This is a genomic window from Clostridium sp. JNZ J1-5 (genome assembly GCF_053901425.1).
Window position 1 is genome coordinate 2785246 of the sequence record NZ_CM132773.1, and the last position, 14701, is coordinate 2799946.

Genomic DNA, 14701 nt, shown 5'->3' on the forward strand with positions numbered 1-14701 from the left:
AAAATTAGAGGAGGAGTAATAATGGACTTCAAAAATGTTATTTTAACAAAAGAAAATGGAATAGGATATCTTACTATCAACAGACCTAAGGCTTTAAATGCATTAAATTCAGAAACTTTAGGTGAAATATGCTTAGCTGTTGACGAAATTTCAAAAGATGATGAAATATTGGTAGTAATTTTGACAGGTGCAGGAGAGAAATCTTTTGTAGCAGGAGCAGATATCTCAGAAATGAAAGATATGAATGTTATTGAAGGTAGAAAATTCGGAATATTAGGAAATAAGGCTTTCAGAGCTATTGAAACACTAGAAAAACCAGTAATAGCAGCTGTAAACGGTTTTGCTCTAGGCGGAGGCTGTGAACTTTCTATGGCTTGTGATATGAGAATTGCTTCAACAAATGCTAAATTTGCTCAACCAGAAGCAGGATTGGGAATAACTCCAGGTTTTGGTGGAACACAAAGATTGCCAAGACTTGTTGGTATGGGAATGGCTAAACAATTAATATATACAACAAACATGATAGATGCTCAAGAAGCTTACAGAATTGGACTTGTAAATAAGGTTGTTGCTTTAGAAGAATTAATTCCAGAAGCTGAAAAAATAGCTAAAGACATTATTAAAAATGCACCATTTGCTGTTAAGCTTTGTAAACAAGCTATAAACAGAGGAATGCAAGTAGATATGGATACTGCAATAGCTTTTGAAGCTGAATTATTTGGAGCATGTTTCTCAACAGAAGATCAAACAGAAGGAATGACAGCTTTCATAGAAAAGAGAAAAGAAAAGAACTTCAAGAATAGATAATAGTAAGAGGTAAAGAGAACATATTTGGGGCTAAGGAAATGTTAATGTAGTTTTCTTTAACATTTTCTTAGCAACATAGTGTAAACGTTTTAACCTTAAAATATATTATAGGGGTGGAGGAATAGCAATTATGATAGGAGTAATAGGAATTATAATTTCACTAGGTCTTTTAATGTATTTAGCTTATAGGGGTATTACAGTGCTTATTTTAGCACCTGTTTTAGCCTTGTTTGCAACTATTATGAGCAGTGGAATGGATGCTCATGTAATGGCAACCTATACAGAAATATTTATGAAGGCGTTTGCAGGTTATGCAAAATCATATTTCCCTGTATTTTTATTAGGAGCTATATTTGGTAAAGTTATGGATGATTCAGGTTCAGCAAAATCAATTGCTCACGCTATAGCAAAAAAATTAGGTGCGGATAAATGTGTATTAGCAGTTGTTTTATCAGTTAGTATCTTAACTTATGGCGGAGTATCAATGTTTGTTGTTGCTTTTGCAGTATTTCCAATAGCAATGCAATTATTTAAAGAAGCAGATATACCTAAGAGATTAATACCAGGAACCATTGCATTAGGTTCATTTACTTTTACAATGACAGGTCTTCCAGGATCACCACAAATACAAAATGCAATTCCAATGCCTTTCTTTGGAACAAACGCTTACGCAGCACCTATGCTTGGTATAATAGCATCAATTTGTATGTTTATTGGAGGTATGGCATGGTTAACTCATAGAGTAAAGCAAGCTAAAGCTAAAGGAGAAGGTTATGGAGATCACCCAGGTGAAAAAATTACTAAATTTGATGATAGTCAATTACCTTCATTAACACTTTCATTAACTCCAATAGTATTAGTATTAGTTATAAACTTTATATTATCAAAATTCGTGATTGTAGCAGGAAAATACGATGGAGCATTCTTAGAAAAAGAGCCATACTTAACTACTTTATCAAAGGTAGCAGGTACATGGAGCTTAATCATAGCATTAGTTATTTCAATATTAGTAACAATATTATTAAACTTAAAGAGAATGGAAAGTGCTAAAAATAGCGTAAACCAAGGTGCTATAGGCTCTCTTCTTGCAATTATAAATACATCTTCAGAGGTTGGATATGGAAACGTTATACAATCTTTGGCGGCATTTGCAATTGTTAAGGAAGCTTTACTTGGAGTTTCAAGTAACCCTCTTATATCAGAAGCAATATCAGTAAACGTTCTTGCAGGTATAACTGGTTCAGCTTCAGGCGGTATGAGTATTGCTCTTGGAGTGCTAGGAAAACAATATTTACAAATGGCTATAGATCAAAATATTAATCCACAAGTACTTCACAGAATTGCAGCTCTTGCAAGTGGTGGTTTCGACTCACTTCCTCATAATGGAGCAGTAATAACACTTCTTGGAATTTGTGGATTAACACATAAAGAATCATATAAAGATATTGGTATGATTTCAGTTGTAATTCCAATATGTACTCTTGTCATAACTGTAATATTTGCACTTATGGGAGTAGTATAAGGCATAGTTAAAAATAATAATCTAATTTAAATATAAATTTAGATATATATCTGTAGGATATATATCCAGGCTGTTGGCGAAATGTCAACAGCCTGTAATTTTACATTATTTCATAATGTTGAATAATAGAAGGAGGAGAAAAAAATGGCTTCAAAAGTAAAAACAATGGAAGAAGTTATTGCAATGATTAAAGATGGAGATACTGTTGCTGTATCTGGTTTCGTAGGAGGTGTACACCCAGAAGGAATTACTACAGCTATTGAAGAAAAATTTCTAAATGGGGAAGCGTGTCCTAAAAATATGACATTAGTTTATGCTGCAGGACAAGGTGATGGCAAAGATAAAGGCTTAAACCACATGGGACACGAAGGTCTTGTTAGTAAAGTAATAGGTGGACACTGGAATCTTGCTCCAAAGCTTCAAAAATTAGCATTAGAGAATAAAATAGAGGCTTATAATTTACCACAAGGAGTAATTTCTCATTTAATGAGAGATATTGCTGCAGGTAAGATTGGTACAATAACTCACGTAGGCTTAAAAACCTTTGTTGATCCACGTGTAGAAGGTGGAAAGTTAAATGAGAAAACAAAAGAAGATATTGTAAAAGTAGTTAACATAGAAGGACAAGAAAGATTATTCTACAAAGCATTTCCAGTAAATGTAGCCCTAATAAAGGGAACTTATGCTGATGAAAGAGGAAATATTTCTTTAGAACAAGAAATTGCAACAGTAGAAGTTTTATCTATGGCTCAAGCTGCAAAAGCTTCTGGCGGAGTTGTTATAGCTCAAGTTAAAAAAGTAGTAGCTAATGGTTCATTAGATCCAAAATTAGTTAAAGTTCCTGGAATATGTGTGGATGCCGTAGTAGTTGTTGATGGAGAAGCTTCATGGCAAACTTTCTCAGAGCCGTTCAAGCCAGAATTCTGTGGAGAAGCAGTAATTCCAATGAATTCAATAGAATCAGAACCATTAAGTGAAAGAAAGATTATAGGAAGAAGAGCAGCTATGGAATTACCTAAAAATGCTGCAGTAAATTTAGGAATAGGAATGCCTGAAATGGTAGCTGGAGTAGCTAATGAAGAAGGCATTGGAGATACAATGACACTAACAGTTGAAGCTGGTCCAGTTGGTGGAGTACCAGCAGGTGGAGGAAACTTTGGAGCATCTATAAATGCTGAAGTTATATTAGATCAAGCATATCAATTTGATTTTTATGATGGAGGCGGACTTGACGTAGCATATTTAGGACTAGCACAATGTGATGCTAAAGGAAATATAAATGTAAGTAAATTCGGACCAAGAATAGCTGGTTGTGGCGGATTCATAAACATAACTCAAAATGCTAAAAAAGTTATATATTGTGGAACATTTACTGCAGGCGGCTTAAAGGTTGCAGTTGACAATGGCAAACTTATAATAGAAAAAGAAGGAAAGACTAAAAAATTTATGGAACAAGTTGAACAAATAACTTTCAGTGGAGACTATGCGCTAGAAGTTGGACAGCCGGTTCTATATATTACAGAAAGAGCTGTATTTGAATTAAGAGAAGAAGGATTAGTTCTTACAGAAATAGCTCCTGGAGTAGATCTTCAAAAAGATGTATTAGATCAAATGGGATTCGTGCCAATAATTTCAGCTGATTTAAAAACAATGGATGAAAGAATTTTTAAAGATGAATTAATGGGATTAAAAAAATAGGCTATGTTTTAAGAAATTGTTGATTTCGTATAATATCAAAAATAATTCTAAATTATAATGAACTCAACAATCTTTAAAATATATCCCCAAAATAGAATGTTAGATTAGAAAAAATTTTTTATTAATTATCTAGAATTGTTGTTAAACTATATATAATATAAGATTTTTAGAAATATAAATAGGTATATATCGATAAAATATATACCTATTTATATTTGTTGTAAAATGTATGTTAGAGAAGTAAAATATAAATCAAAAGCTTAGAAGCCTCTTTATCTTAAAAAATTTTGTGGGGGAAAAATAAATGAAAGGTGCTATAGTATATTTTTCAGGAACAGGTAATACAGAATTTATTGCAAGAGAATTTCAAAGAAACTTTAAAGACAACAGAATTGATTGTGATATGATTGATATTACTAAAGTCAAAAGTTTAAGCAAAGCTTATGATTTTTATGTATTTGGTGCTTGCATTCACGCAGAAATGTTTCCTCAACTTTTCAAAAAGTGGATTGTTGAAAATATACCGAAAAAATGTAGAGGAAAATGTATAGTATTTTCCACGCAAGCTGCAAAAACTGCTTCAGGACCTGATGATATAGCTGGCATTTTAAAAGAAAAGGGATTAAAAGTTATAATAAAAGAGTTCATAGAAATGCCTAATAATTATTACGTTGTTGCTTTTGACAAAGATTCAAGAGAAGGAATAGAAGAGCTTAAGAAGAATGCTATTGAAAAAGTTAAGATAATTATAGATCAATTTTTAAAAAATAAAGAATGTATAAATAGAGTATCAAAAGCTAGATTATTATCAGCAAAATTAGTATATAAGCTATTTTTAATTTACTCTAAAAGTTGGGCAAAGAAAAAACTTAGTGTAAATGAAGAAGAATGTATTAAATGTAACAAGTGTGTTAGAGAATGTCCAACAGGTAACATTAACTTAGAAAAAGATAAAATCACATTTAATTTAAACTGTATATCATGTCAAAAATGTATCCATAAATGCCCAGTAAATGCTTTTAGGTATAAAGGAAGAACTTTTGAGCAGTATAAATTATAGTATGATTAGTTTTAAGTGGTAATATAAGTATGTTGCGACAAAATGGCGGCATGTAAGATTACTAGGCTAACGCATAGATGTATCATTGAGAAACCTTCAGTTCATAGAGTAGTACTAAAGGCTGCTTTATTTAAAAATTCTACCTCGCTCCATCCCACGTCCTGTGGGGGAGCGGGCTGTGCTCGTCCTTGATCACAATTACGAATTTTTAAAACAGCAGCCTTAAGTACTACTAGTTATTCCTTCAAAGTTTCTTCAATTGATACATACATGCTAGCCAGTAATCTTACATGCCTTAATTAGTGCAACTAATAATTAATACAGTAAGTACTAATAGGACTTCAAAAAGCAAAATGATAATTTTGCCTAGCGTAGCCACACTGTAAAGTTACTTAAGTAAGTATTATTAAGTACAGTTTAAATAATTATTATAAATAAATGAGACAGCATGTTGACATTTTTCGAAACTATTTTTTAAATAGTTATACATATTAGATAACTATTTCTAAGGAGTAAAACTTCTAATAATTCTTTTAATAAACTTCACTTGAAGTTACAAATCTTCTCTTAAGTCTAAGATTTTCCTTATATACCTTAATTAATTGTAATCAGAAGGTACTAGTATAACTTCAACAGGCTACGCCTAAAACCCTGACACCATATCGGGTTAAGCGCTTTGCACTTTTTTAGTAAGTCAATTGATATAATTCTTACACTTCTCCATTGGTATTAAGAAAAGTTTTTAATTATAGAAAAACAAATGTTTAGCTTTGTTAAAGTAATTATCGATAAGGCAACTAAATTTAACAAATTAAATAAAATTAAAATTTTTTGTAGCAAAGCGGAGAAAAATATGAAAACTGTCAAGAATATTACACAAATAAAACAGTTAATTTTTAAGAACATTTTTCTTTCCAAAATTGATTTGGTGTTTTATAATCAAGCGATGAGTGCATTCTATCACTATTGTAGTACAACTCAATATATTTGATAATTGCACGCTTCGCTTCCTTGAACTTTAATTTTGAAATATCCTCAATTTCTTGCTTAAGGGTTTTCCAAAATGTTTCTATAGGTTGATTGTCACTTGGATTTCCAGGTCTAGACATGCTTGAACGCATTTTGTAACCTATAAGAATATCCTTTGTAGCGTTTGAGGTATACTGACAACCACGATCTGAATGAAATATAACACCCTCTGTAGGCTTAAATCTATGATACGCCATGTTTATAGCTTCATGTACTATTTCTTGTCTCATGTGAGTGTTTATATTCCAACCTACTATTCTACGCGAAGCTACATCAATTATTGCACTTAGATAAAGCTTAGATTTATAGATTTTTATTTCAGTAATATCAGCACACCAAAGAGCATTTGGATTAGTGATAGAAAATTTATCTACAACCAAATTCTCACTAAGATATTCTGCAGATGTCTTTTTAGCGTAGCTTTTACGTTTTTTACCACATTTAGGTTGTAGTCCATTATGCTTTAATATTGAAGTAATTTTGGGTTCCGAGACATGGATATCCCTATTTAAAAGTTCTTTTCTAATACGAATTCTACCATAGTTTCCATGATGTCTTTTAAAACAATTAATTACTTCCTGCTCAACCTCTATTTCTTTAACTGTCTTACATTTGAATTTGTGTTTATACAAGCCACTTCTTGACACTTTTAAGATACGGCATACTAAGCTTGTGTCATATTGATTGAGTTCTTTTTTGGCAAACTCTAATCGTGCTTTTGTTGTTTCGCAAAGTATGCCGCTGCTTTTTTTAGTATTTCAACCTCTTGCCTGAGAATTTCATTTTCCTTCTCAAGTTTCTTTAATTTAGCGTCCTCTGGACGAAGCTTTCCACTACCTACAAAAGCTTGATGTCCGTAAGTTTTAAACTCATCAATCCATCTATATAGCATTATATGGCTAATGCCAAATTTTTCAGCGACAACCTTCGGTTTTAAACCTTCGTTTACCACTAATTCGCATGCTTGAATTTTAAAATCACTTGTATATTTTCTTGCCATAAGTACACAACCTCCATTTGTTAAAATTATACTATATTTTTAACTGTTTTAGGTGTGTACTTTTACTATACAACTTTCCTATTCACTATTCACTTTTCACTATTAGTTATTCACTAAAAAATTGCTTCGCAAAATATTTATATTAATAATTATAAGAGGTTAAAATTATACATTGCTTTTATATTATAAATGTGTTACAATTACCTAAAAGTTAATAATGATGCCTTTAACTCAGTACGAGATACTGGGAAGGATATTCGGTGCTAAGCTAGAATTTTAAATATTATAATTTTGTATATATAAGTTTATGCATAATTATGCCTTCTCGTAAATCGTGAAGGCATTTTTTATTACCCTTTAATATTAGTTCAGAGAGGCTAAAAAGGAGGAATAAATATGCTTACAGGAAGAAATTTAATTGACCCTATGGATTTCACATTAGAAGAATTAGAAGAGTTATTTAATTTAGCAGACAAAATCATAGAAAATCCTAAAAAATACTCAAAGGTTTGTGAAGGAAAGCTTTTAGCTACATTGTTTTATGAGCCAAGTACAAGAACAAGATTAAGCTTTGAAGCAGCAATGCTTAGACTAGGTGGAAAGGTATTAGGATTCTCAGATTCGAATTCTAGTTCAGTATCAAAAGGTGAAAGCTTAGGAGATACTATAAGAACTGTTGGATGTTATGCTGATATTATAGCTATGAGACATCCTAAAGAAGGGGCAGCTAGAGTAGCTACCATGAATTCAGATATACCAGTTATAAATGCAGGAGATGGTGGACATCAACACCCAACTCAAACATTAGCAGACTTGCTTACAATTAGAAATGTAAAAGGTAAGTTTTCAAATCACGTAATTGGTCTTTGTGGAGATTTAAAATTCGGAAGGACCGTCCATTCTTTGGTTAAAGCTTTATCGAGATATGAAAATAATAAATTCATACTAATATCACCAAATGAATTAAAAATTCCAGATTATATAAAAGAAGAAATATTAAAAAAGAAAAACATAGAATTCGTAGAGGTAGAAAGATTAGAAGAAGTTATTGAAGAATTAGATATACTTTATATGACTAGGGTGCAGAAGGAAAGATTCTTCAATGAGGAAGATTATATAAGACTTAAGGACAGCTATATACTTGATACAGAAAAGATGAAAATGGCAAAAGAGGATATGATAGTTCTTCATCCACTTCCAAGAGTTAATGAAATATCTTACGAAATTGATTCAGACCCAAGAGCATACTACTTTAAGCAAGCAAAATTTGGAATGTTCGTAAGAATGGCTCTAATATCAAAGCTTTTGGGGGTGTGTGATTAATGTTAAATATAGATAGCATTAGAAATGGTATTGTAATTGATCATATAAAAGCAGGCAGTGGAATTAAAATATTTAATTATCTTGGTCTAGATAAAGCTGAGTTTTCGGTAGCACTTATAATGAATGCTCAAAGCAAAAAATCAGGCAGAAAAGATATTATAAAAATAGAAAATAAAATAGATGTTAACTTTGCAGTTTTAGGATTAACCGATCCAAATATAACAATTAGTATTATAGAAAACGGAGAAACTGTGAGGAAGATTAAATTAGATCTTCCAGAGGAAGTTGAAAACATAATGACATGCAAAAATCCTAGATGTATAACTACAGTTGAGCAAGATATACCGCAACAATTTTATCTAGCAGATGAGATAAAAAGAGAATATAGATGCAAGTATTGCGATGAAGCTTATAAAAAAGAAATCTAGGAGAGTGGCTAAGTATGGAACTTTTAATAAGGAATGTAAGAATAGTAGATTGGGCACAAGACTTTTATGGAGATGTTTATATATGTAAAGGCAAAATATATGAAATAGGAAAGCACTTATCTAAAAATTGCACTATTATAGATGGAAGTGGAAAGGTACTTATGCCATCCTTTATAGACTTACATGCACATTTTAGAGAGCCAGGATTTACCCATAAAGAAGATATATTAAGTGGGAGCAGAGCAGCTGTAAGAGGAGGATATACTACAGTAAATCTTATGGCAAATACTAATCCTGTTTGTTCTAGTATGGATATAGTTAATGAAGTAAAAGAGAGAGCAAAAAGTATAGGACTTGTAGATGTGCATCAAGTAGTATCTATAACAAGAAATTTAGATGGAAAAGACTTAAGTCACTTGGATAAAATAAGTTCAAGTGTAAAGTTTATCTCAGACGATGGAAAAGGTGTAGAAGATAATAAGGTAATGATGAATGCTATGGTAAAGGCAAAAATGAAGGGAATAACAGTAATCTCTCATGCGGAAAATCCAGAAATGAGTAAAGTAGATATGAGAATGGCGGAAAATATGATGACATGGAGAGATATAGCTCTTGCTAAGTTTACAGGATGTAAGCTTCATATGGCTCATGTTAGCACAAAAGAAGCTATGGGATATGTTATAGATGGGAAAAAAGAGGGAGTTAAGCTTACCTGTGAAGTTACACCACATCATCTTGCACTAATGGGAGAGAAAGAATATAGAGTAAATCCTCCGCTTAGAGAGAGGGAAGATATAGAATTTATAATTAAAGCCATTAGATATGGATTTGTGGATGCTATTGCTACAGATCATGCCCCTCATACAGAGGAAGATAAAAAGAATGGAGCACCAGGTATTTCTGGTATAGAGACGGCTTTCTCAGTATGTTACACAAAACTAGTAAGAGAAGAAAATATATCACTAAATAAACTATCTGAACTTATGTCTAAAGGGCCAGCAGAAATAATGGGATTAAATAAGGGACAAGTTACTGTAGGATTTGATGGAGATTTAGTATTAGCTGACCTACAAGCAAACTATAAAATAGACTCAGAAAAGTTTATGTCAAAAGGAAAAAATACGCCTTTTAATGGCAAAGAAGTTTACGGAAAAATATTAATGACTATTAAAAATGGAGAGATAGTGTACAGAGATTAGCCATTGTATTTGTTAAGTGGGCTATTAAAGATGGAGGTAAGAGCGTGATAATAGATAGATTATATGAAGAGGTACAGAATAAAGGAAATGTATGCGTAGGAATAGATACTGATGTTAACTACATTCCAAAAGAATTTTTAAATAATTACAACCACATAGAGGATGCAATTTTTGGATTTAATAAAAAAATAATAGATGCTACACAAGATCATGCAGCATGTTATAAAGTTCAAATAGCCTATTATGAAGCTTATGGGATTAAAGGACTTATAGCATATAAGAGAACATTAGAGTATATAAGAAATAGTGGTTCCATAGCAATCTCTGATGTTAAAAGAGGAGATATATCTAAAACCGCAGAGATGTATGCTAAGGCACATTTTGAAGGAGATTTTGAAACAGATTTTATAACAGTAAATCCTTATATGGGAATGGATAGTATAGAGCCTTATATACCATATATTAAAAATAAAGAAAAAGGAATATTTGTATTAGTTAGAACTTCCAATAGTGGAGCTAAAGATTTTGAATATGTACACAGTAAAGGTGAAAGAAAACTTTATGAAATTGTAGGAGAAAAGGTTGAACATCTAGGAGAAGAGGTTTTAGGAAAATGCGGCTATACATCTATCGGAGGGGTAATAGGGTGTACTACTGCTGAAGATGGAGCAAAGATAAGAGAAGAGTTTAGCAAAACCTTCTTTCTAATACCTGGCTTTGGAGCACAAGGTGGAGGCGCAGAAGAAGCTAATGTATACTTAAAAAATGGTAATGGAGGAGTTGTTAATTCCTCTAGAGGAATACTATTAGCCTATAAAAAATATGAAAATGGTGAAAGAATATTTGACCAGTGCGCTAGAAAAGAAGTACTTAAGATGAAAAAAGAACTTAGAGGGGAGTAAACTTATAGATGATCTACTCACAGAAAAAAGTTAAAAAAAATATAGAAATTTCTAAGGATATATTTGAACTTACTATAGAGGGAAATTTTGAAGCTAAACCAGGTCAATTTTATATGTTAAAAGCTTGGGAGGATGGATTGATACTTCCAAGACCAATAAGTGTAAATGCATTAACTGACAATAGTATAACTTTTCTTTATGCTGCAGTAGGGAAAGGTACTAAAATACTAAGCAAATTAACAGAAGAAGATAGTGTTCAAATAATGGGGCCGCTGGGAAATGGATTTAATACCGATGAAATAAATGGCAAGGTAGCAATAGTTGCTGGAGGAATAGGAATTGCGCCTATGATTTATCTAATAAAACAGCTTAAAGGGTGTAATTTAGATTTATACGCTGGTTTTAGAGATATAGATTATTGTATAGATGAATTGAAAGAATACGTAAATTCAGTAAATATAGCTACTGAAAGTGGAAGAAATGGATATAAGGGATATGTAACTGATTTAATAAAGGTTGAAGATTATGATGTGGTTATATGTTGCGGACCAGAGGTTATGATGGAAAAGGTAGTTAAGATGTGCAACGAAAAAAATATACCAGTATATGCCTCAATGGAAAAAAGAATGGCCTGTGGAGTAGGAGCTTGTTTAGTATGTACTTGCAAAACATCAAGTGGTAATAAAAGAACCTGTAAAGATGGTCCAGTATTCAATGGAAGGGATTTGATTTTTAATGATTAATGTAAATATTTGTGGAATTAACTTTAAAAATCCTGTAATTGCTGCATCAGGTACATTTGGATTTGGAGAAGAATATGGGCAGATATATGATGTATCTAAGCTAGGTGGTATATCCACAAAAGGTCTCACTATAAGCCCAAAAGAAGGAAATGACGGAGTTAGAATACATGAAACTTCCAGTGGAATTATGAATAGTGTAGGTCTTCAAAATCCAGGAGTAGATTCTTTTATAAAAGATAAGCTAAGTAATATGAAAAAGCTAGACACAGTAGTAATAGCAAACCTTGGAGGAGGATGTATAGAAGACTATATCAGAGGGATAGAAAAACTAAATATGTCTGATATTGATATGATTGAATTAAATATATCCTGTCCAAATGTAAAAAGTGGTGGTATGGCTTTTGGAATAAAGTCGGAAGTAGCCTATAAAGTAGTATCAGAGGTAAAAAGGGTCTGCAGAAAACCTCTTATAGTAAAGCTGTCACCTAATGCAGAGGATATAGTAGACATGGCATATAAATGTTGTGAGGCAGGAGCAGATTCTATATCTTTGATAAATACATTTAAAGCTATGGCAATAGATATAAAGAATAGAAAGCCTGTTTTTAATAATATATATGCAGGGCTATCAGGTCCTGCTATAAAGCCTATAGCTCTTAGAATGGTACATGAGGTATGTAAACATGTAAATGTACCAGTAATAGGAATGGGCGGTATATCTAACGCTAACGATGCTATAGAATTCATAATGGCTGGTTCCCATGCAATTCAAGTAGGAACTGCAAACTTTATAAAACCGGATATATGCCTAGATATAATTAATGGTATAGAAGAGTTTATGGAAAATGAGGGAATTAAAGATATAAGCGAGATAAGAGGAATTGTTTAAGCAGTGACCAGAAATTAGAGATTATTATAAAAATTGGAGGTAAAAATTATGAATAACAACGTAAATGTATTAGAAATATTAAAGGATGCAGAAGCATTATTAGAAGGACATTTCTTATTATCTTCAGGAAGACACAGTAACAGATATGTACAGTGTGCTAAGCTTTTACAATACCCAGATAAAGCAGAAAAAGTATTAAGTGTAGCATACAATAAGGTTAAAGATTTAGACTTTGATATAGTATTAGGACCTGCTATGGGAGGTATAGTAGTTGCATATGAATTAGGACGTCAGCTAGGGAAACCTGCTATATTTACTGAAAGAGTAGAAGGAAAAATGACACTTAGACGTGGATTCCAAATAAAACCTGGACAAAAAGTATTAATAACAGAAGATGTAGTAACTACAGGAAAATCTTCTCTAGAAACAGCAGAGGTTATTAAAAGCCTTGGAGGAGAAGTTATAGGAATAGCTTGTATAGTAGATAGAAAAACCAGCAATATAGAATACCCTATATATAGCTCAATAGAATTAGAAATAGAAAGCTTTGATAGTGATGACTGTCCACTATGTAAACAGGGAATTGAGTATGTAAAACCAGGTAGTAGAAATATCAAGTAGTACTTAAAATAAATAAAGTACGACAAAATGGCGGCATGCAAGATTACTAGGCTAACGCATATATGTATCATTGAGAAACCTTCAATTGATACATATATGCTAGCCAGTAATCTTACATGCCTTAATTAGTGCAACTAATAACTAATACAGTAAGTACTAATAAAATAGGACTTCAAAAAGCAAAATGATAATTTTGCCTGGCGTAGCCACACTGTAAAGTTATTAAGTAAGTATTATTGAGTAAAACTTAAAAAATTATTATAAATAAATACGATAGCATGTTGATATTTTTCAAAACTGTTTTTTAATAGCTATACATACTAGATAACTATTTCTAAGGAGTAAAGCTCCTAATAATTCTTTTAATAAACTTCACTTGGAATTACAAACCTCCTCTGAAGTCTAGGATTCTTCTTATATACCTTAATTAATTGTAATCAGGAGGTACTATCATAAATTCAAAAGGCTACGCCTAAAACCCTGGCACCCTATCGGGTTAAGCGCTTTGCGCTTTTTTAGTAAGCCAATTGATATGATTCGTACACTGATCATTAAATTAACTATAGTATAAATAGTTATTACTATTAAAGTTGTTAATATATGTTTTGCATAAGTAATAGCGGCCTTGATTTACCAATTTTAACGTACTAAAAGTTAGAAGGTATATGATTCTCTGTTGAATTATATACCTTCGATTTTTAGCACCTCACTCTGGTTACCAAGGCCGCTATTTTGTCGCACTTTACTTAATTTGTGTCTACAACTAATTCTTGGAGAGCGAGACACTTAGCACTATCCATAGGATTAATACCATCAAGTTTGTATTTATAATTAAGCTTATCATATTTATATACTCCCAAAGTATGATAAGGAAGTAGCTCCACTTTATCCACATTGTGAATAACTTTTATAATATTTTTTAATTTTTCTATATGTTCTATTGAATCTGTTATTCCAGGAACAACTACATGTCTTATCCATACTCGGCAATTAGAGTTATTAAGATGATTTATAAATTCATAAAATTTATCCATAGATTTACCTGTTAACTTTTTATAATCATCTTGGCATACATGTTTTATATCTAAAAGTACTAAGTCTATATATTTTAAAATTTCACCAATTTTTTCATCACCATATCCAGAGGTATCTAAAGTGGTATGAATGTGATGCTGCTTGCATTTTTTTGCTATTTCAATTAGAAATTCTGGTTGCATCAATGGTTCTCCACCAGAAAAGGTAACACCACCATTATCTTTAAAGTAAGATTTGAACCGAAGTATCTTTCTTATTAGTTCTTCAGAGGAGATTTCATGACCTCCATTTATGTTCCAAGTATCTGGATTATGGCAAAAGGCACATCTTAGTGGACAGCCTTGAAAAAATACTACATTTCTTATTCCAGGACCATCTACAAGTCCCATACTTTCAAAAGAATGAATTCTTCCTGTGGTCATAAAAATCCCTCCTTAATATTTAA

The 14701-nt window shown here is 31.8% G+C and carries 14 protein-coding genes; 11 read left to right on the plus strand and 3 right to left on the minus strand.

The window, feature by feature from the left end:
* The first annotated feature begins 21 nt into the window (after window positions 1-21).
* The 4 genes from ACWW38_RS13460 (at window position 22) to ACWW38_RS13475 (ending at window position 5087) form a co-directional block, all read left to right on the plus strand.
* Window positions 22-807 carry a short-chain-enoyl-CoA hydratase gene (locus ACWW38_RS13460; RefSeq protein WP_456258041.1) on the plus strand — a complete coding sequence of 262 codons (786 nt, stop codon included), beginning with the start codon at window positions 22-24 and terminating at the stop codon, window positions 805-807.
* A gap of 130 nt (window positions 808-937) precedes the next feature.
* Window positions 938-2329 (plus strand): GntP family permease, encoded by a 1392-nt coding sequence (locus tag ACWW38_RS13465; protein WP_456258042.1) that lies wholly within the window; start codon window positions 938-940, stop codon window positions 2327-2329.
* A gap of 144 nt (window positions 2330-2473) precedes the next feature.
* Complete coding sequence (locus tag ACWW38_RS13470; protein ID WP_456258043.1) at window positions 2474-4027, plus strand: acyl CoA:acetate/3-ketoacid CoA transferase; 1554 nt, start codon at window positions 2474-2476, stop codon at window positions 4025-4027.
* Between the two features lie 304 nt (window positions 4028-4331).
* Entirely contained in the window at window positions 4332-5087 is a 756-nt protein-coding gene (locus ACWW38_RS13475) for an EFR1 family ferrodoxin (protein WP_456258044.1), read from the plus strand.
* An 896-nt stretch (window positions 5088-5983) separates the two neighbouring features.
* Here ACWW38_RS13475 and ACWW38_RS13480 read toward each other — a convergent pair.
* Entirely contained in the window at window positions 5984-6853 is an 870-nt protein-coding gene (locus ACWW38_RS13480) for an IS3 family transposase (RefSeq protein ID WP_154674973.1), read from the minus strand.
* Window positions 6823-7116, minus strand: a complete 294-nt coding sequence (locus tag ACWW38_RS13485) for a transposase (protein WP_055668282.1) — start codon at window positions 7114-7116, stop codon at window positions 6823-6825. The genes ACWW38_RS13480 and ACWW38_RS13485 overlap by 31 nt, the downstream gene beginning before the upstream one ends.
* Before the next feature lie 396 nt (window positions 7117-7512).
* On the opposite strand from ACWW38_RS13485, the gene pyrB reads away from it, so the two are divergent.
* From pyrB to pyrE, 7 genes are read left to right on the plus strand one after another with little or no spacing between them, the layout of a single operon-like run.
* A complete protein-coding gene (pyrB, locus tag ACWW38_RS13490) occupies window positions 7513-8439 on the plus strand; it encodes an aspartate carbamoyltransferase (RefSeq protein WP_456258045.1) in 927 nt (308 codons plus the stop codon).
* Window positions 8439-8867: an aspartate carbamoyltransferase regulatory subunit gene (locus ACWW38_RS13495; RefSeq protein ID WP_456258046.1), complete on the plus strand. Its 429-nt coding sequence runs from the start codon at window positions 8439-8441 to the stop codon at window positions 8865-8867. Before pyrB ends, ACWW38_RS13495 begins: the two co-directional genes overlap by 1 nt.
* Window positions 8868-8881: 14 nt before the next feature.
* Window positions 8882-10066, plus strand: coding sequence for a dihydroorotase (locus ACWW38_RS13500; protein ID WP_456258047.1), 1185 nt, complete (start codon window positions 8882-8884; stop codon window positions 10064-10066).
* Window positions 10067-10110: 44 nt separating this feature from the next.
* Entirely contained in the window at window positions 10111-10968 is an 858-nt protein-coding gene (gene pyrF / locus ACWW38_RS13505; RefSeq protein ID WP_456258048.1) for an orotidine-5'-phosphate decarboxylase, read from the plus strand.
* 8 nt (window positions 10969-10976) lie between these two features.
* Entirely contained in the window at window positions 10977-11711 is a 735-nt protein-coding gene (locus ACWW38_RS13510) for a dihydroorotate dehydrogenase electron transfer subunit (protein WP_456258049.1), read from the plus strand.
* The gene (locus ACWW38_RS13515) at window positions 11704-12600 is read left to right on the plus strand and encodes a dihydroorotate dehydrogenase (protein ID WP_456258050.1); all 897 of its coding nucleotides are present in this window, start codon (window positions 11704-11706) and stop codon (window positions 12598-12600) included. Before ACWW38_RS13510 ends, ACWW38_RS13515 begins: the two co-directional genes overlap by 8 nt.
* Before the next feature lie 48 nt (window positions 12601-12648).
* On the plus strand, window positions 12649-13221 hold the full coding sequence (gene pyrE / locus ACWW38_RS13520) for an orotate phosphoribosyltransferase (protein ID WP_456258051.1): 573 nt from the start codon (window positions 12649-12651) through the stop codon (window positions 13219-13221).
* A gap of 746 nt (window positions 13222-13967) precedes the next feature.
* On the opposite strand, the gene pflA is transcribed toward pyrE, so the two are convergent.
* On the minus strand, window positions 13968-14678 hold the full coding sequence (pflA, locus tag ACWW38_RS13525; protein WP_456258052.1) for a pyruvate formate-lyase-activating protein: 711 nt from the start codon (window positions 14676-14678) through the stop codon (window positions 13968-13970).
* Between the last annotated feature and the right edge of the window lie 23 nt (window positions 14679-14701).